The sequence below is a fragment of the Camelimonas fluminis genome (assembly GCF_014656355.1).
Classification (GTDB): Bacteria; Pseudomonadota; Alphaproteobacteria; order Rhizobiales; family Beijerinckiaceae; genus Camelimonas; species Camelimonas fluminis.
In genome coordinates this window covers 223,328-241,385 of the sequence record NZ_BNCG01000004.1, presented here as the reverse complement: position 1 = coordinate 241,385, position 18,058 = coordinate 223,328, and the positions used below count along the sequence as shown (strand labels likewise).

The 18,058-nt window shown below is 67.0% G+C and carries 20 protein-coding genes; 6 read left to right on the top strand and 14 right to left on the bottom strand.

Annotated elements, in window-relative coordinates; all coding sequences use genetic code 11:
* Window positions 1–51: 51 nt before the first annotated feature.
* Entirely contained in the window at window positions 52–828 is a 777-nt protein-coding gene (locus tag IE243_RS08120) for a S1 family peptidase (protein ID WP_191318846.1), read from the top strand.
* Between the two features lie 18 nt (window positions 829–846).
* Here IE243_RS08120 and IE243_RS08115 read toward each other — a convergent pair whose 3' ends face one another.
* From IE243_RS08115 to IE243_RS08070, 10 genes are all read right to left on the bottom strand, one after another.
* Window positions 847–2,121 (bottom strand): phage major capsid protein, encoded by a 1,275-nt coding sequence (locus IE243_RS08115; protein ID WP_191318845.1) that lies wholly within the window; start codon window positions 2,119–2,121, stop codon window positions 847–849.
* Window positions 2,122–2,337: 216 nt separating this feature from the next.
* Window positions 2,338–2,847: an HK97 family phage prohead protease gene (locus IE243_RS08110; protein ID WP_191318844.1), complete on the bottom strand. Its 510-nt coding sequence runs from the start codon at window positions 2,845–2,847 to the stop codon at window positions 2,338–2,340.
* A gap of 2 nt (window positions 2,848–2,849) precedes the next feature.
* A complete protein-coding gene (locus IE243_RS08105; protein ID WP_191318843.1) occupies window positions 2,850–3,110 on the bottom strand; it encodes a hypothetical protein in 261 nt (86 codons plus the stop codon).
* 112 nt (window positions 3,111–3,222) lie between these two features.
* Window positions 3,223–3,408, bottom strand: a complete 186-nt coding sequence (locus IE243_RS08100) for a hypothetical protein (protein WP_191318842.1) — start codon at window positions 3,406–3,408, stop codon at window positions 3,223–3,225.
* Between the two features lie 172 nt (window positions 3,409–3,580).
* A complete protein-coding gene (locus IE243_RS08095) occupies window positions 3,581–4,300 on the bottom strand; it encodes an SMI1/KNR4 family protein (RefSeq protein ID WP_191318841.1) in 720 nt (239 codons plus the stop codon).
* 239 nt (window positions 4,301–4,539) lie between these two features.
* A complete protein-coding gene (locus IE243_RS08090) occupies window positions 4,540–5,736 on the bottom strand; it encodes a phage portal protein (RefSeq protein ID WP_373301613.1) in 1,197 nt (398 codons plus the stop codon).
* Between the two features lie 53 nt (window positions 5,737–5,789).
* Complete coding sequence (locus IE243_RS08085; protein WP_244642964.1) at window positions 5,790–7,058, bottom strand: DNA-packaging protein; 1,269 nt, start codon at window positions 7,056–7,058, stop codon at window positions 5,790–5,792.
* Window positions 7,039–7,308: a hypothetical protein gene (locus IE243_RS08080; protein ID WP_191318839.1), complete on the bottom strand. Its 270-nt coding sequence runs from the start codon at window positions 7,306–7,308 to the stop codon at window positions 7,039–7,041. The genes IE243_RS08085 and IE243_RS08080 overlap by 20 nt, the downstream gene beginning before the upstream one ends.
* Window positions 7,309–7,804: 496 nt before the next feature.
* On the bottom strand, window positions 7,805–8,617 hold the full coding sequence (locus IE243_RS08075; RefSeq protein WP_244642962.1) for a lytic murein transglycosylase: 813 nt from the start codon (window positions 8,615–8,617) through the stop codon (window positions 7,805–7,807).
* Window positions 8,618–8,996: 379 nt separating this feature from the next.
* Window positions 8,997–9,668, bottom strand: coding sequence for a transglutaminase-like domain-containing protein (locus IE243_RS08070; RefSeq protein ID WP_191318837.1), 672 nt, complete (start codon window positions 9,666–9,668; stop codon window positions 8,997–8,999).
* Between the two features lie 287 nt (window positions 9,669–9,955).
* On the opposite strand from IE243_RS08070, the gene IE243_RS08065 reads away from it, so the two are divergent.
* Window positions 9,956–10,780, top strand: a complete 825-nt coding sequence (locus IE243_RS08065) for a L,D-transpeptidase (protein WP_191318836.1) — start codon at window positions 9,956–9,958, stop codon at window positions 10,778–10,780.
* A 5-nt stretch (window positions 10,781–10,785) separates the two neighbouring features.
* On the opposite strand, the gene IE243_RS08060 is transcribed toward IE243_RS08065, so the two are convergent.
* Window positions 10,786–11,331 (bottom strand): YcgN family cysteine cluster protein, encoded by a 546-nt coding sequence (locus tag IE243_RS08060; protein ID WP_191318904.1) that lies wholly within the window; start codon window positions 11,329–11,331, stop codon window positions 10,786–10,788.
* Window positions 11,332–11,471: 140 nt separating this feature from the next.
* Between IE243_RS08060 and IE243_RS08055 the strand changes: the two genes are divergently transcribed.
* From IE243_RS08055 to IE243_RS08045, 3 genes are read left to right on the top strand one after another with little or no spacing between them, the layout of a single operon-like run.
* On the top strand, window positions 11,472–13,751 hold the full coding sequence (locus IE243_RS08055; RefSeq protein ID WP_191318835.1) for a transglycosylase domain-containing protein: 2,280 nt from the start codon (window positions 11,472–11,474) through the stop codon (window positions 13,749–13,751).
* Between the two features lie 5 nt (window positions 13,752–13,756).
* Window positions 13,757–14,317 (top strand): DUF1214 domain-containing protein, encoded by a 561-nt coding sequence (locus IE243_RS08050; RefSeq protein ID WP_191318834.1) that lies wholly within the window; start codon window positions 13,757–13,759, stop codon window positions 14,315–14,317.
* Window positions 14,314–14,871 (top strand): DUF1254 domain-containing protein, encoded by a 558-nt coding sequence (locus tag IE243_RS08045; RefSeq protein WP_191318833.1) that lies wholly within the window; start codon window positions 14,314–14,316, stop codon window positions 14,869–14,871. The genes IE243_RS08050 and IE243_RS08045 overlap by 4 nt, the downstream gene beginning before the upstream one ends.
* 84 nt (window positions 14,872–14,955) lie before the next feature.
* Here the strand turns inward: IE243_RS08045 and IE243_RS08040 are convergent, their stop codons facing one another.
* From IE243_RS08040 to IE243_RS08030, 3 genes are all read right to left on the bottom strand, one after another.
* Window positions 14,956–15,300: a DUF1491 family protein gene (locus IE243_RS08040; RefSeq protein WP_191318832.1), complete on the bottom strand. Its 345-nt coding sequence runs from the start codon at window positions 15,298–15,300 to the stop codon at window positions 14,956–14,958.
* 405 nt (window positions 15,301–15,705) lie between these two features.
* Window positions 15,706–16,350, bottom strand: coding sequence for a peptidoglycan-binding domain-containing protein (locus IE243_RS08035; protein WP_191318831.1), 645 nt, complete (start codon window positions 16,348–16,350; stop codon window positions 15,706–15,708).
* Window positions 16,351–16,456: 106 nt separating this feature from the next.
* Complete coding sequence (locus IE243_RS08030; RefSeq protein ID WP_191318830.1) at window positions 16,457–17,251, bottom strand: sensor histidine kinase; 795 nt, start codon at window positions 17,249–17,251, stop codon at window positions 16,457–16,459.
* Between the two features lie 344 nt (window positions 17,252–17,595).
* On the opposite strand from IE243_RS08030, the gene IE243_RS08025 reads away from it, so the two are divergent.
* Window positions 17,596–17,874 carry a hypothetical protein gene (locus IE243_RS08025; RefSeq protein ID WP_191318829.1) on the top strand — a complete coding sequence of 93 codons (279 nt, stop codon included), beginning with the start codon at window positions 17,596–17,598 and terminating at the stop codon, window positions 17,872–17,874.
* Window positions 17,875–18,058 lie beyond the last annotated feature (184 nt).

The window sequence follows — 18,058 nt, the reverse complement described above, 5'->3', positions numbered from 1 at the left end:
TTCCGTTGGAATGCTTCACCCGGGGTCGGGGAAGGACGAGCGAGACGAGCCATGCGAAACCGCCTGTCCCATTGTTTCGGCGTCGACCACCGTCGTCTCGCCAGCGCGCTGGTTCTGGCGCTGGTGCTGACGCCAGCGCCTGCTCGCGCCATCATTGGCGGCGCCATCGACAACGGGCCGGCGAGCGCCGCCACGATCATGGTGCTGGGCTCCGGCGGTGCCGTCTGCTCAGGCGTGGTGGTGTCGCCCCGCGCCGTGCTGACCGCCGCCCATTGCGCTGATCCGACGCGCGAGCATCGGGTGCATTACATGGAGAATGGCCAGCCGGTGCTGTTGACGCCGGCCGCCTCGGTCACCCATCCGGAATATGTGAAGGACGCCATCCGCCAGCGCCGCCAGTCGGTCGATCTGGCGCTGGTGAAGTTGGCGCAACCGCTCCCGTCGCGCTTTGCCCCCGCGCCCCTCTCGGTCGGGCCGCAACCACGCGCAGGCGCCACGGTTAGCGTCGGCGGCTATGGTTCGGTTGGCCGGCAGCCGGCGGACGGCCGTTTCCGCTCCGTCGCCGCGCCGGTCGTGGAGCCGTGGGGACCAGGCAAGATCCTGCTGTGGATCGGCGCGCCGAAGGGCAAAAGCGCCGGAGCCTGCGCCGGTGATTCCGGCGGTCCCATCACAGCTGCTGACGGCGAGATCGTCGCCGTCACCAGTTGGTCGAAGGGCGCGGGATCGACGCCATGCGGCCAGACCACCCAGGGCGTGCTCCTGGCCCCACAACGCAACTGGATCGACGAAACCCTGGCTGGCTGGGGCCTCAGCGCCGGCTGGCGCTGAGACAAGGCGCTTTCCAGCTCAGGCCGCGAACTTCAGCAGCTTGATGGCGTCGTAATCCTGGACGCCGCCGCCGACGCGTTTGGTGGTGTAGAACAGCACGTAGGGCTTGGCGCTATAGGGGTCGCGCAGCACCCTCACGCCGGCCCGGTCGACCACCAGATAACCGCGCCGGAAATCGCCGAAAGCGACGGAAAAGCTGTCCGCCGCCACATCGGGCATATCCTCAGCCTCCACCAGCGGGAAGCCGAGCAGCGAGGCCGCGCCGCCCGCCGTCGCCGGCGGCGCCCACAGATAGCTGCCGTCGCTGGCCTTGAACTTGCGGATCAGGCTCTGGGTCTTGCGGTTCATGACGAACGCGGCGTTCTGCCGATAGCCGGCCTTCAGGGCGTACACCAGATCGACCAGCGCGTCGGACGGGTCGCTGGCGGCGAAGGCGCCGGCCGCGCCAGTGGCAACAAAGCCGAGGCTGCCCCATGCCCAGTTGGCGTTGGCCACCTTCGCCGAATTCAGGAAGCCGCGCGGCCGGGCGACGCCGTCGCCATTGACGAAAGCGGCGCTTTCCTGCTCGGCGAAGGCCTGCTCCACCTCCTCGGCGATCCAGCGGTCGATATCGACGATGGCGTCGTCGAGCAGGGTCTGGGTAGCCGCCGGCTGGGCATACAGCTCCATGGCGGGGAAGCTCAGCTCGGCCAGCACGGGTGCGTCCGTCTGCGGCCGGGCGGCGGTTTCGGCGACCCAACCGACAGCCGGGCCGGTTCTGGAGAAGGCCTTCCGGTAGGTCCCCGCCGAAATCATCCGCACCGAGGCAACGCCGCGGATCGGCGACAACGCCGCCAACCGGCCAAGAACATCGCGCTCCACCTCGACCGGAGCCAGATAACCTCCGTCAGGACCGGAGCCGGCCGACAGGGCCCGGGTTTCCAGTTGTTTGAGACCGGCGGCCTCACCACTGCGCACATAAGCGGCGAAAGCCGACTTGTGCTGGCGCTCGAGTGGATCGGCAGCCTCCCCCGGCGCACCGAGCATGGGGCGGGCGCCGTCAAGGACGGCGCGATCGTGCCGGCGGCGGCTTTCATCCAGAGCCGCATCGATGCGAGCCAGCTTCTCGTCCAGCAAAACGTCGTGAGCGCGCTTTTCCAGCGCCAGCAGCCGCGCGTCGTTGGTCTCCTGGAAGGCGGCGAAGTTGCGCGAAAACTCTTCAAAAGCGTGGACGACGTCTGACGTCGCGGGAGCGGCGTCGAGGGCCTTGTGCTCCATCAGGGACGCTGGCTCCGGCATGGCGATCGCGGTCATGACCACTCCATCGTTAGGTGCGGGCGCCTGGCTTGCAGGCAACAAAAAACCGCCGGCCATGCCGGCCGGCGGCGTCAACATCATCCAAAGCGGAGAAATATTGCGAGCTGTCGCTCCGAGTATTTTCGGTTAAGTCCAGTTCACCGAAAATACTACATCTCTTTAAGCTTGCGCATTTTCTTCACGAAAAGCGGGCTCCAGCTTTCTGAAAATGCGCTAACCCGGCGGCAGCGCCCGGGTCATGCGGTGAATGCTGGCGAGCAGGCATTGTTCATGCCCACCGCCGCGCGTTTCGATAATCCGGGCGGCTGGCTGCATGGGAAAGGTTACCAGCGAAATTTCCCACAGATCAACATGGAGCAGCCGCCTGAGACCGCTACGCCCGTCGCGGCTGGCGCGCGTGGCGTGAAAGCCGATGGACAGGCCGTCCACCGCCTTCTGGGCCACCAGCGCCTGCAGTTCGCGGGCGCGCTGCACCGCCAGATTGAGCTGGCCGCGCACCCGCAGGCCACGCGCATCCTCGCGAATGTCGAGCCACCGCCCCAGCGGCTGGGCCGGATCATGCTGCCACAACATCCGCACCTGACCGGCTCCGCGACGCATCAGGCTCGCGGCGAACGCGCCGCGCTGCACGACGTCTCCGCCCAGATCCGGCGTCCCGAACAGGCTGGCGTAGCCTGAAAAAATTCCATCGGGCAAAACATCCGGCGCCACATGAACGCCCATGCTTAACCCTCCACAGCAATCCCGGAACCGGCGGAAGGCGCCGGATGGAGCCCCGGGCGGTTGGCTGGCTGGGCAGCTTCAAGGCGGCCAAGCACGCCAACGAAGGTGGCGATCACCTCCACGGCGGCGCCGCCCTGCTTATGTCGCTTGCGGCTTCGCCCCCAGCCGACCGTGACCGCCGTAAACAATGGCTGCTCCGGCGCCCCGCCCGTTGCCTCGACGCGGCGGCGCATGGCCCGGGCGGCCTGCTTCAACCTTCCCATCGTCAGTCCCCCATACTCATCGCATTTTCAGCGGAGCGGACATTCGCATCGCGCCGGACAAATGCGTCGAAATAACGATTGCCCAGGTTCATCATGAGCGGTCATGCGTCGCCTACCTGTCGCCAAACTTGCGATTGAACCGCGCCAGTTCCTGTACAAACAGGTCAAACCGGCGGTTGGCGACGCCCAATTGCTGCAGCGCCACCAACAACAGGCCGGTGACGCCGACCGCCCACATCAGCAGCGCAAGATCCGCCAGATCGGCGCGGGAAACGAACGCGTCGAGAACTGATCCCATCGCTGGCTCCCCCCCTGGATTCATGAAAACTCAATGAGTTCGTCTCATTCCGGCTTTGATGAACCCGATCTACGCCCAGCATTTCTTGTCGTGAAATGCGTTACATTGATTTGAGCTTCACAGGTCGCGAACATTCGCGTCTTCGCGACGGGCATGAAACAGACGACCGCCGTCAGGCGGACCAGCGCCCGAGCAACGGCCCGAAGGTCATCAAGGGAGCGGCCGCCTGTGATGGCGCGCGCTGGCTGGACGGCGCCGGACGCGACGCCCCTTCGCCAGTCACGCTGCGGCGCGGCGCCTGTCGAAGTCCCATGACAAACTCGGAAAAACTGCCTGCCAGACGAATGAAATCCTGCTCCCGCCATTCGCCAGCGCGCCAGAAATGATCGAGCCGCCATAGTGCAACCGGAGCCTGCCGGGCCGTATCGCCGCCACGCAGGTCAAGGCAGACATAGTCGCCAGCGCCGTTGCCAGCGATCGGAACAACCCGATCCGGGGCGCCGCCGGCATAGAGCTGCCGCACGTAATCCAGATTGCAGGTGGGCCATGGCAAGCCGAAGCCGAAGAAACACTGTAGCGCGTCGAAACCGCCGCCAACATCAGGCGCATCAAAGAAGCGCATGACGGGCGCCGCAAACTGCCCCTCCCGCAAGAACTCCACATAGTCGCGCGGCAGAGGCGCGCCGCAGGCGTTCTCATAGGCGCCGATCTCCTGAAAAGTCGCCGGTCGCTCCAGTTCCCCGCCTGTGGCGGCAATCTGTTCTGGCAGCCGGCCGGCCGCGTTGTTGCGCAGCGGGCTGGCGCTGGCGTCGTCGTCATCCTGCCGGGGCGGCGGCGGCGCGGCGCCCAGTCTGCCCTGCCGACGCCAGGCGTCCTCCGGCGCAAGATTCAACGCGCCGCCCGGCCCCTGCTCCCGCCACACCCAACCGGGCGGCGTATTACGAAATCCGTTGCAACAGTTCGCCAGCTCCCGCCGTCCACAATCACCTGTCGCTCCAGACAAAAACAAAACAACGCTCATTCACCACCCCAGAAATCATACATGAACATTAATCATTTAACAGATCAGTTCATGAAATCAACTTATGTACAAGAGATTAATACTTAAGAAAAACGACTGTTGTACATTCATCATGTCTTGCCAGCCCCATAGCCGACAGCCTCCCGCTTCTCCCCGTCACTCAGGAATGGCGCCGCGCTGACCCGCCGCCAGAGCGCCTCACGCTCGGTCGACAGCGCCTCGATCGCATCCAGATCGGGTTCAAGGCGCAAACCATGACCCCACGCGGGCGCCAGCCAGTGGGCCAGGCTGGCGGCGGTGCGTCGCGCCAGCGGCAGCACGGTCTGACGCCAGAAGGCGCGGTTTGCCTCGGCGTAGTTGCTGTAGGTGCTGTCCCCAGGCAGCCCCAGCAGCAGCGGCGGCACCCCGAGAGCCAGGGCGATCTCGCGCGCCGCCGCCGATCGCGCCTCGATGAAATCCATGTCCTTTGGCGTTAGCGACAGCGGCTTCCAGTCGAGACCGCCATCGAGCAGCAGGGGGCGCCCGGCGTTGGCGGCGCCCTGAAACTGCGCCTCCATTTCGGCCCGCAGCCGCGCAAACTGGGCGTCGCTCAGGCCAACGCCCTGGGCGCCCGAATAGACCAGCGCCCCGGACGGCCGGGCCGCATTGTCGAGCAGCGCCTTGTTCCAGGCCGAGGCAGCATTGTGCAGATCCAGCGCCGTCGCGGCCGCTTCCATGGCGGAAAAGCCGTAGTGATCATCGGCGGGGTGAAACTGCTTCAGATGCAGGATTGGGCTGATGCGACCGGCGGCGCGGCGGAAGCGCACGCTGCGCCCGCCAGCGGTGTATTCCCAGGCTTCGGGCCAGCCATCGGGGCCGGGCACCACGCGCATGCGGTCTGGCCGCAGCGCGTAGAGTTCGCGCGGAACATCATCGATTTGCACAGCTTCGACGTAAGCGTTGCCGGCCACCAGCAGATGACCATAGATCGCTTCCAGCAGCACGCCGCCGCCCTCGTGCGGATTGGGCCGGGCCAGCAGATCGAGCAGCGGATGGCTGGTCAGCTCACGCCGGCCTTCATAGAGCAGCAGCGGCGCCGCGGCGGCCGCCTCGCTCACCAACCGCACGCAGCGATGGGCGATGGCGTTGGCCTGAAAGCCCTCGCGGGCGAAAGCGCCGTAATCCCGCGCCGACCACACCGGCCGTCCTGGCGTCGACCACGCCACGAATGCGCCCGGCGCCGACCGGCGCTCCATGTGCTCCTGCGCGACGGGCGCTTCCGGCGACGGCGACAGACGGTCCAGCAACCGGCGCAACAGACGCGGCATGGCGTTCTCCCTGAATTGTCATGATGCGACCGTGATCCAGGCTCGCGCCGTCGTCACAGCGTTCGGATGCGTGGCGGCGCGCTATCGCCCATCAGGGCGGTGACGGCCCAGACCATCGCGTCCATCCGGTCAGGCGAGCGCCCGCCGGAAAGGCCGTCCGGCCCAAAATCACAAAGTTCGTCTTCCAGCTCCGGGAATGTTCCACAGAACTTCAGACGCCGCTGCTCGGCCAATGCAGCGACCGGCTCGGCGCGGACATACTTGCCCCGCGTCGCCCGCACCGGCGTCACCGGCGCCGCGGCGTCGCACTGGCGCAGCACGGCGGTCGCCATTTCGCCGCCCTGGTTCACCTCCACCACCAGCGCATCGGCTGCGTGGCGGTGGTACAGCGCGATGGCGCGGGCAGCCCATACGGCGGGCGTGGCGCGGGCCAGGGTGGCGTCCTCCAGCACGTAGATCAGGCCGTCAGCAGCCCGCCCCGCAGCGACAATGCCGCAACGGTCGGCGCGCCGGCCGGAGCTGGCCGGCGGGTCGATGGCGACAACGAGGCGGGCGAACGGCGGCGCCTTCGCCACCCGCGCGGCCTCAATGGCGACGCGCGACCACAGGGCCCCGGCGCGCTCCTCCACCAGTTCACCGTCCAGTTCCTGACGTCCCAGCCGCGTGCCGGCGTAGCGGCCGACCACGGCTTCCAGGAACGCCGGAGCCAGATTGGCGGCGTTGTCCCGCGTCCGGGCTCGCGACAGCACGGCGCGCGGGTCCGTCATCAGGGCGCGCAACAGCGGCATCGGCCGGGGCGTCGTGGTGACCAGCTGTCGTGGATGCGCGCCAAGACGCAGGCCGAACTGCAGCATGTCCCAGGTTTCGTCGGCGTTGCGCCACTTGCATAACTCATCGCACCAGGCCGCCTCGAACTGCGGACCGCGCAGACCTTGCGGATCCTCAGCGGAAAATGCTTGGGCGATGGCGCCGTTCGGCCATTCCAGCCGACGCCGCGCGGGCGACCAGGCCGGCCGGCTTGCCCCGCCAAGCGACAGCAGTCCCGAGACTCCCTCGATCATGACGTCGCGCACGTCGGCGTAGGTCTCGCCCACCAAAGCAATGCGTCCAGCGGGCGCAAGGGCAAACGGCTGCAGGCCCAGGGCCATGCCGCGCACCCATTCGGCGCCCGCCCGGGTCTTGCCGGCGCCGCGCCCGCCAATCATCAGCCAGATGGTCCAGTCGCCTGGCGGAGGCATCTGGTCAGGCCTGGCGAATAGCGGCCAGTCGGCGGCCAGCCGCGCCAGGGCGCCCGGCGACAGCTCATCCAGAAACGTCGTCAACAGCCCCGCGTCGGCGCAACGCAGCAATGCGCTCCGCAAGCTCGCGGCGGAATCCGTCGATATCGTCGGGCAGTCCTGCGCCAGCGTCATCGCCCTGGACCTCCCTGCCTGACATTTGGCCGGCGACCGTGCGCTCCAGCGCGGCGAGGCCGGCGGCCACCCGCACCAGCATGGCCATCAGCTTCGCCTCGCGTTCGCGGGCAGCGCCGTCGCCAGGCGCCGCCGCCAAGGCCGTTTCGATTTCGCTCATGTGACGCTCGGCGGCGGCCCACAGCCGCGCCACCAATTGCGGCCGCCTTGCAGATCCGGTTACGATTCCCGCATCGGGGGACGTCCGGACCCGCCGCGCCGGCAAACGCCGGGCCGGCTTCCGTTTTGTCGCGTCCGGCTTGCCGGCTGTTTCTGCTTGCGCCGACTGGCCAGCCCGCCCCGTCCCCTTTCTTGACATGGACATGAGACCTCCGGATGTCCGGCAGAATTGCCAGATTGCGCGGGGCAACAAAAAACCGCGCCAAGGGCGCGGCTTTATCTCAAACAGGCAACCTGTTGTAAGCGGCTCAAAGAAACGGAAACATTTTCAGTTTTTCCGACCGCCCAAGCCCGCCAATACGGCGGCGCATCGAACGCCCCAGCCACAATTCTTGAGCATGCATGAACCATAGCCTGGCAGCGCGCGATTGTCAAGGACTATTTTCCCACAAACAACCATCGCGCCATCAGACCGGCGTCGCGAGCCGAAAATCGGCTCAGTTCTTCAGCTTGTCAGCGAAATAACCAAGGGCGCGGGCATAGACTTCCGCCTTGTTCCACTCGCGCATCACGGCGAAATTCGGCTGACCAGGATGATAACCGGCGCCACGTGACCAACCGTGACCGCGCAAGTAATTGGCGATGGAGCCCAGCGTGTCGGCAGAACTGTTAATGAGATCGGCGTGACCATTGCCATCGAAGTCGACGGCATAGCGATAATAGGCCGAGGGCATGAACTGCGCCTGGCCGATTTCGCCAGCCCAGGCGCCGCGCATCTGCTGCGGGCTCAGGTCGCCGCGCTGCACGACGCGCAGGGCGTCCATCAACTGCCGGGTGAAGAATTCGGAGCGGCGGCAGTCATAGGCCAGTGTCGACAGGGCGCGAAACGCCGGGATATTGCCGCGCACCACGCCATAATCCGTCTCCATGCCCCAGATCGCCACGACGATCTCGCCAGGCACGCCGTATTGCGACTCGATGCGGCGCAAGGTGCTGGCGTGCCGCTGCATCATCTGCCTGCCCTTGGCGATGCGGCCGGGGCTGACGCGATTGGCGATGAACTTCTCGAAGCTGACCTTGAAATGTCTCTGATTGCGATCGAGGCCGATAATGCGCCTGTCATAGGCCACGTCGCCGAGCGCGGCGTTGATGACGGCCGGGCTGATGCCGGCCGAGGCCGCTTCCTGCTTGAACTGGGTCAACCAGGCGCCGAAACCTTCAGGGCCATTGCCGCACTGGGCGGCGCTGGCGGCGCTTGCGGCCATGCTCATTCCGGCCCCGGCCAGCGCCGCGATTGCCAAACCTCTCATGCTTCTGAAGTTCATCTGTCGCTCCACTGCATGCGAGCCGCTACGGCGCGCGTTGCCCGTTGGGAAAGTCCGGTGCGCCGGAAACGGTTCCGGACCCGGTGAAAAGCCAGGACCCCGTCCGCCAGCGATGCCGTTCCGGGGGCGTCCGCGCCCGGTCGAAACCAGCGCGCCGAATTTTGAGGTCATTGCCGAATTTGACCGAGAAGTGGTTAACGATCTGGCGTCGACGGGCGCCGGCGCCCATTTGCAACCCCAAAGCGTTCTGGCGCAGCAGCGCCGGGAGGTTTTTCGGCAAACTCCGGCTCGCCGAAAACCCGTCAGCTCTCCTGGTGGCGCATTTTCCTGACGAGACCTGGCTTCCACAGTTCTCGAAAAAGCTCTAGCCGGCGGCCAGGGCCGCGGCCTCCGCCTCCATATCTGGTTTGGCGCCGTCACGGCTCAGTGGCTTCGGATAACGCATCGCCATCTCCGCCATGATGTGTTTGGCCGGCACGTCGTGGAAAGCGCCATGTTGGGCCAGATAGGCCATGAAGGCGTTGCCGGCTCCGTCAAACGCCTGCATCAGAGCGTCATTTTCACCATCGAATTCCAGCGGCGCGACGCCAAGCTTGTCGCACAGGGACGCGTTGAACGTCGGGCTCACCTTGATCCAGCGCCCCTCCGGATTCACCTCGGTGAAACCGTGCCAGTAAAAGATATTGGAGCCCATGCGCTCCAGCAGTTGCGGCGTCGCCAGGTGGTTGGTGACATCGGCGAAGGCGACGCGCGCCGGCACGCCCACAGCCCGGCAGGCCGCCGCCATCACCGCCGCCTTGCCAACGCAGTAGCCGCGACCGGCCGCAAGCACGCTGGAAGCGCGGAACACCTCCGGTCCCCAGGTCACATAGGGATCGTAGCGCAGCTCCCGCACCGCCCGATAGATCTGTCGCGCCCGTTCGCGCGGCGTGGCGGCCGCGCCGGCGACCTCGAGGGCAAAGGCGATGATGTCGGGATGGTCCGAATCGACGTAGTCGCCAGGCCCGGTCCAGATCCGGATTTCATCTTCGGTCATGGCGCTTTCTCCCATTTCTTTTCATGGCGGACTGTTGCGGAGGGACGCCGCAAGGTCAAGGCTGGCCGGGCGTTTGCAGGGGGGCAGGATGCTGGCGCGCGTGATTGTGGCGCAGATGTGTTGCAGCGCCACACGCTTTACGCCATCGTCGCCATATCCTGATTGTCACCCAACGTTTTCCAGACGCTGACCCGCGCGTCTCCCCTCTCGAACACGTCCCGTGGTCATACGCGCAGCCGGACCGGGGCCGGCCGTGCGCCCGGGCCTCCCATATCGCCGGAGCTGTCATGCAGGTTCTGTCTCGCCGTTCCCTTCTCCTGGCCGCTTCCACGCTCGCCCTCGCCGCCTGCCAGACGCGCGGCCCCGGCAGCCTGGAGAATGAATTGCAAAAAACGGCCGGCGCTCCCGGCAGCGCCGCTGCGCCCGCGAACCAGCCGCCACCGCCGACGCCACTCAGCGATCCGACCCCGGACGACTACACAGCGATGTACGCGCCGGTTCCGGATGACAAATTTCCGATCCCAGGCGTGCCCCAGGGCAGCGTGAATCCGGCGTTCCTGCGCCGCAAGGTGGCCTACAACGGGCCGGAGGCGCCGGGCACGATCGTCATCGATCCGTCCCGCCGCTATCTGTATCTGGTGCAGCCCGGCGGCTCCGCCATCCGCTATGGCGTCGGCGTTGGTCGCGAAGGTTTTGGCTGGTCGGGCGAAGCCACCATCAACAGCAAGCAGGAATGGCCGGACTGGTATCCGCCGAAGGAGATGATCGACCGGCAGCCGGAACTGAAGCGGGTCGTCGTCAAACTGCAGAGCGGCGTGGGCGTGGCCGGCGGCCTGCGCAATCCGCTCGGCGCCCGCGCCCTTTATCTTTACCAGAACGGCAAGGACACGCTGTTCCGCATCCATGGCACCAACGAGCCGCGCACCATAGGATCGCGCGTGTCGTCAGGCTGCATCCGCATGGTCAACCAGGACGTCATGGATCTTTACGCCCGCACGCCCCTGGGCTCCAAGGTGGTGGTGCTCTCCGGTCCCGGCCACAACGGCATGACCCAGCCAGCCGCCGTCCGGCCGAAGAAGAAGCGCAAGCCAGCTGAAGCCGCGCCGGCCTGAACACGCTAGGGGAGCTTTCTGCCGCGGCTCCGCGCTGCGTCGGCCAGCCGTCCGGCAACCGCGGCGGGCGGCCCCTTCGCCTGGCGCGGCGCGCGGTCCGGCCAGCGCACGATGCGCTCGATCAGTTCCTCCGGCTCCATGTCCTGTTCAGAGCCGCTGAGACGCCCGCGCACCGAGACGCCAGCCGCCGCCACCGTCTCCGGATCGCCCGAAACCAGCGGGTGCCACCAGGGCAGATCAGCGCCCTCGCGCAACAGGCGATAGGCGCAGGTGGGCGGCAACCAGGTCAGGGAGCGGACGATCTCTGGCGTCAGCCGCACGCAATCAGGCACCTGGCTCTGGCGGTTCGGATAATCCCGGCAGCGGCACGTGTCGCCATCGAGCAGGCGGCAGCCCACGTCTGTGTAATGGATGCGGCCGGTGTCCTCGTCCTCCAGCTTGATCAGGCAGCAGCGTCCGCAGCCGTCGCACAGGCTCTCCCATTGCCGGTCGTCCATGTCTTCCAGCGCCGTGACGCGCCAGAAGGGCTCCGGCGCCCCGGCCGGGACCATGTCAGGATTGCAACGCTGCTTAACCAAACAATCGCTCCCATATCCGGCGAGGCTGACGCTCCGCCCCCTCGCCTGTTATACTGCTAGCTGTGCGGACGTCCCTGTGCGGCGGCGTCCACTGGAGGCAGGGATCACGGACTGTGGCGCCAGGCAAGGGTTCGCTGACGACGAAGATCCGGCATCTCGCGCTCGCCATTGATGCGCGCATCGACTCCGGGCTGTATACGCTCGGCGCGCGCGCTGGTGAAGCGTGGCGGGCGTGGCGGGACTTCACCGACAGGTTCGCCGTATCCGGCTTCCGGAAGGTCGCCGTCGACCTGTCCTGTGAGGCGTTGACTCTCGGCGTCGGCGCCGGCGTCGTGCTGGTCGCCCTTGCCCAGCCCGCCTTTCGCCTGACCGAGCGCGAGGACTGGCTGAAACAGACGGATCTGGCCGTCACCTTCCTCGACCGCTACGGCGTGGAAATTGGCCGGCGCGGCATCCGCCAGAACGACGCCCTCGAACTCAACGATTATCCAGATTACTTCATCAGCGCCGTACTGGCCACGGAGGACCGGCGCTTCTTCGATCACTACGGCATTGACCCGATGGGGACGGCGCGCGCGCTCACCGTCAACGCCAATTCGTCCGGCGTCGTCCAGGGCGGCTCAACCATCACCCAGCAGCTCGCCAAAAACATGTTCCTCAGTAACGAGCGGTCACTGGAGCGCAAGATCAAGGAGGCGTTCCTGGCGCTGTTTCTGGAAACGCGGCTCAGCAAACAGCAGATTTTGAAGCTCTACCTCGACAGGGTCTACATGGGCGCCGGCAATTTCGGCGCGGCGGCGGCGGCTGATTTCTATTTCGGCAAATCGGCGCGCGACCTCACCCTGGCCGAATCCGCCATGCTGGCCGGATTGTTCAAGGCGCCGACGCGCTACGCGCCGCATATCAACCTGCCGGCGGCGCGCGCCCGCGCCAGCGATGTGCTCGACAACATGGTCGACGCCGGCATGCTCACCGCCGGCCAGGTGGCCTCGGCCAAACGCAATCCGGCGACGGCTCTGGACCGCAAGCGCGACTTCAGCCCGGACTATTTCCTCGACTGGGCCTATGACAACGTCCGCGCCCTGGCGGAAGCGGGCAAGCTCGGCGACGATCGGGTGCTGACCGTGCGCACCACTCTTGATCCCCTGGCCCAGCGCAGCGCCGAAAGCGCCATCGAAAACGCGCTGCGCCAGTATGGTTCGCAATGGGGCGCATCGCAGGCGGGCACGGTGGTGATGGAGCCGGACGGCGCCGTGCGCGCCCTCGTCGGTGGCCGCGACTATGGCGCCAGCCAGTTCAACCGCGCCACGGATTCGCTGCGCCAGCCCGGTTCATCGTTCAAGCCCTATGTCTACGCCACGGCGTTGCTGGCCGGCGTGGTCACGCCCACCAGCACTGTGGTCGACAGCCCGGTGTGCATTGGCAACTGGTGTCCGGCCAACTATGGCCGCTCATTCGCGGGCTCCATGTCGCTGACCACGGCGCTGGTCAAATCCATCAACTCCATCCCGGTGAAGCTGTCGATCATGCTCGGCAAGGGCAACGCCCGCATTGGCCGCGCCCGCATCATCGAAGTGGCCAAATCCATGGGGCTCGAGCACGAATTGCGCGACTCCACCTCGCTTCCCATCGGGTCGGCCGAAGTGAAAATTATCGAGCACACCTCCGGCTTCGCCGTATTCGCCAATGGTGGTTTCCGGGCCAGGGCGTGGAGCGCGGCGGAAATTCGCACCAGCCACGATCAGGTTCTGTGGTTGCATGACCGGGACGCGCCGCCGCCGGTGCGGGTGCTGCCGGCGAGCGTGGTGACCGATATGAACCAGATGCTGACCAAAGCGGTGGAAGAAGGCACCGGGCGGCGGGCGCGGATCGACGGCGTGCGCGTCGCCGGCAAGACGGGCACCACCAACGCCTATCGCGATGGCTGGTTCGGCGGTTACACCGGCAATTACGTCGCGGCGATCTGGATGGGGAACGACGATTTCTCTTCAACCAACAGAATGACCGGGGGCACCCTGCCGGCACAGACCTGGCGTGAAATGATGGAGCCGCTGCACCGGGCCGTGCGCATCAGGCCGCTGCCGGGCGTCGACCCGGCGCCGCCGGCCGGCGCCTCGCAGAACCTGCCGCCGGCCGTCGCCAGCGTCGCCGACGCAGCTGTGCGGGCGGACGTGGTGTCGGCCCACAGCGCCCCGGCGCTGAACGACATTGGCGCCCTGTTTTCGGGGATACTCAAAAACCAGGCGGGTCGCGCGGCGGAATCGACGGGCCAGCAGGCGCCGGGCGACCGCCGCCCTGCCCGCGCCTCGCCCCGCGCAGGCGCCCTGAATGCGGCGGCCTGCGAGACCGGCGTCAGCGGCAACGCGTCCAGGAGCGGTTCACGTTGCGGCTGATTGTCATGACGTTCATCACCTTGCTGGTGGCGGCCCTTACGGGCTTTGGCTCGGCCTGGCTGGCGCTGCGCGAACAGCCGCCGACCGGCGCGGTGCAACTGGGCCAGTGGCGAGCCTGGCCGTCCACGGGCGGCCCCGCGATTGATCCTTATGCCCGGGCGATCATCCAGCGCAGCGGCGCCTTGCAGTTGGGAACCGGTGAAGGCGTGGAGCTTGTCGCCGATCTCGACAGCGACGGCCACCCGCTGTCCGGCTCCTGCGTCTACGAGATGAGCGGCCCCACCCCCGAGGCGCGCATATGGACGCTGACAGCGACGTCGACTGGCGGCAAAGCCCTGGATGAGCCGCCCTCAAGCCTGACATCGGAAGGTCTGTTGCGCGGTCCCGGCGGCGCCCTTGCCGTCGCGATTTCGGCGGCGCCTTCGCCTGGCGCCTGGTTGCGCATCCCATCCGGCGGCCCTTTCCGCCTCACCCTGCGCCTGTATGACAGCCCCACTGGCTTCACCACCCGTCCGCATGTGGCGGACCAGGTCACGCCCGTCATCCAGCGGAGGGGCTGCTCGTGAGGCTGCGCGGCTCCGACATCGTCATTTCGATCATCGCTGGCGTGCTGCTTGGAGCCATCGTTCACCTGGCGATCATCCTGCGCATACCGGCGGTTGCCCGCGCCGACGCCTTCTCACGTTACGTGGCGCTGGGAGCCAATGGCGAGGCCCAGTTGATTCCCCATGACGGAAAACGAACGTCGGGCATCGGCGATGATCCGGCCGTGGCGCGCGGCGTCTGCGCCTGGGACCTGCACGACGGCCCCGTGCGCATCGTCATGCCGTCGTCGGGCCTGGTGCAGACCCTGTCGATCCACGATCGCAACGGCCGGGTGATCTATTCGCTCAGCGACCGGGCTGCGGTTCGCGGCGCCGTCACGCTGGCGATCATGACGGCGGCACAGCAGGAAGAGCGCCGGCTGACGCAGCCAGACGATGCGGAAGACGACGCAATCGAGGTTGTCTCATCCACCGGCCGGGGCCTCGCGGTGATCCGCGCCGTCACCGCTTCGCCAGCCTGGCGGGAGCGGGCGGCAAGGGCGATCCTTGGCGTGACCTGCACGCCGGAAGACTGAGTTCGCCCATGCCAGGACGCGCGGTTCCGCTGCGCATCCGCGCCCATTCACAGCCGACCTGCGGCGACGCACTGGCTGTCGCCGTCACGCCAGATCGAGAAAGTGCCGCCCGGCGCGATCCTCAACCTCGATGATCCAGAGATCTTCATCAAAGTTCAGCTCGCGGCGCAGCTTTTCCTCGGCTGCCAGCGGCGTGTCGTCAGACAGTGGAATTTCAATGAAGCGGCGATCGCCATCATCGTCGGCCATCAGGCTCTGCGGCGCCGGGCCAAACAGCCGCGCCGTTCCATCAAGGCGGTCAAGCTTGACGAATATGGCGCCGGCCTCGGCCGCGCCGCGCCGGCGCAGCACAGCGACGACATCCTCAGTGGCGCAGCGACGGATATAGGCTGACACCCAAAAATCAGTGCGCAGGCGCGCAGCGCCCATGGCAATTCTCCTTCCGCGCCCTTGCCGCCGCCAGACATGCGCTGGCAGCGGCCTTTGGCGTGCGCCTCCGCCGCGCGACCATGCCTTTATGTGGGAACGGACGCATCGCCTCAAGGAGCGCCAGGACACGGGCTCCAGGACACGGTTCAATACACGGGCTCCAACACATGGCCTTGGGAGACGATCCCCCCGCGCGGAGGCGGAGGCAAATGGCAAATTCGCTCCCCAGGGCATTCTCGATGAAAACCGGTTCATAGAAAACGCTGCGTCTTTTCAGGGGGCATTTTCGCAGTGACGCATTTCCCTCACGAAAAGTGGACCCTCACTTTTCCCGAAAATGCGACATCTCTTTGATTTATCGCATTTTCTTCATGGAAATCGGCATTCACCGTTCTCGAAAAGGCTCTAGCGGATCGGCGCTCCAGCCGCCGCTCCCAAGGCTTTGAGCGTCTTTGGGTTGAGTTCGCCAGTCACCGGCAGGCCTTTGGCCTTTTCGAAACGCTCGATGGCGGCCCGGGTGCCAGGACCCATCAGGCCGTCGGCGTTGAGCGCGCCAAAACCAAGCTTGCCCAGCGCCTTCTGGGCGGACGCCACCTGGGGAACCGGCTGGGGTTTGGCTGGCGCCGCCGGCGGCGCGACCTGCGCCGGCCCTGTTGCGGGCCGTGGCGGCGGCACTGGCGCGGAGCCGCCCTTCAGCAGATCGCCGATGGCGTCGCCGCCACGACGCGCGCCCGGTTCTGGAGCAGCGACTGGCGCCGGAGCGGCGCCCTGCCCTGCGGGAGCCTCGCCGCGCGCCACGGACGGCTGTGGCTGGGCTGCCGGCGGCTTAGGCGGCCTGACAGCAGCGGGCGGATGGGCCATCACCGTCACCGGCCGGCTGCCGCCGAACATCGGGTTGGGATGCGCGCCATGCTGCATCGCCAGGGCATTGACGAACACGCCCATCGCCAGGCCTGCGGAGGCAATGATGAAGGCGGCGCGCCCCGGTCTCGCCAGCAGGCGGCGCCGCAGGGCGGAGAGGACGCCGTCGTCGCCATCGACGCGGGCCATGACGCCGACGCCGCCCGAACGGCTCCGCGCATTCGCCTGTGAACGCCTGGGATTTCCTCCCGCGCGCTCGTACTGGACAAAATCGTTCCGGGATCTGGCGAGAGCTTCACGCAAGGCAGGGCACCATCATATGGGACGCGCACGTTGATCCGGCGCTGGTTTCGCTGGCGGGTGCGGCTCCTCCGGACGGCAGGACGACGCGCGCAACCGTCCCGGCGGTCTCGCCAGCGTGAATCCGGGCTTCCCCGCCGTGCAGGCTGGCGAGGGAACGCACGAGTTGCAGACCGATGCCAAGGCCCGCGGCTTCAGGCCCGGCGGCGCCGGCTGTTCCCGCGGCCTGGCGGGCCGCCGCCTGACGCCGCCCCGCCTCATGAAAGCCAATGCCGGTGTCGGCTACGGTGAGAACCACCATGCCGTCCTCCAGCTTTGCCTCCACGCGCACGTCGCCGCCAGGCGGCGTGAATTTGATGGCGTTCGCCAGCAGGTTGAGCAGGATCTGCCGGACGGCGCGCGGATCGCAGTACAGCTCCGGCCCAGAACCGGGCGCCGGACCATAAAGATTGACGCCTCGCGCGGACGCATCTGGCCGGACGAAATCGCAACAGCCTGCGACCAGGGAACTGGCGTCCACGGTTTCACGGTCGCTGGAAGGCGCGCCGAGTCCCTCGACGCCCCCCTCCAGCACGGAGGTGACAAGCGCGTTCAGATGGCTCGCCGCCGCATAAGCGCTCGCCGACCAGGCGCGGCTCTGCGCCTCGGTCAGCCGCTCGGCTCCGGCGAGCATTTCAGTGTAGCCCATGAGCGCGGCCAGCGGCGTGCGCAATTCATGGCCGAGCACGGCCAGTGCATCCGGCGTCGGCTGGGCTCCGGAGGCGCGACCTGAAGCGGCGCGCGGCCGCATGGGCGTCTCCCTGCCGTCGCCGAACAGGGCGTTCCACGCGCGCAGAGCCCTGGCCGCCGTTAGCATGCGAAACACTGCCGAACCCTCTTTTGCCTGCCCGCGCGAGCACGGGTCTTGCCAAGGCGCTGTCGAAGGCCGTCCGGCAGCCAGACACACGATCCAGCCCCAGCGCGCCCTTCCTGAAATCCGGGACCAGCAATCATCACGTCGCCATGCGTTCCCCGGCCCCTTGTGAGGACAATGTCAGACGCCCGTTTACGCAATGCTAAAGCGGTCCGGGAAACAGTGAGGCCATCCACAGGAGGCCGGGACGCTCCAGGCCCGGGACAGGACAAGCCGCCGCCATGCGTCTTCTGAAGTGCGTCATCTGCATCGCCATCGTTTACGCTCTGTCGCCGGTGAACGGCCTGACGGAGCGCGAAACCCTGGACGGTCTCGCCAAAGCGGCGATCGCAGCCCAGTCCACCCTGCCGGAAGCGCGAAAAGCGGCGGCGATTGTCGCAACCGGCGGCGCGGAGCAGGCCGGGCTGCTGAACTGGCTCATGCAGACGATTTCCCCCAGGAAGCCCGCCCCATCCCATGAAAAGGATGCGCCAGGCCGCAAGCAAGACGCAAAGCTCTGACAGCAAAGCGCCATGAACCTGCCACATCGGGTTTGGGGGAATCCCGAGCGAAGCGCGTGGTCGCCTTCGCATGCCGGATGAGCGCGCCTTTAAAGCGGATTCGGCCTCTGGCTTGCCGGGCCGGGGAGCGCGCCGGGCAGGGACAACGCCCTGTGCGCCCACGGGTCTTTTTTGCAGGCCGGTA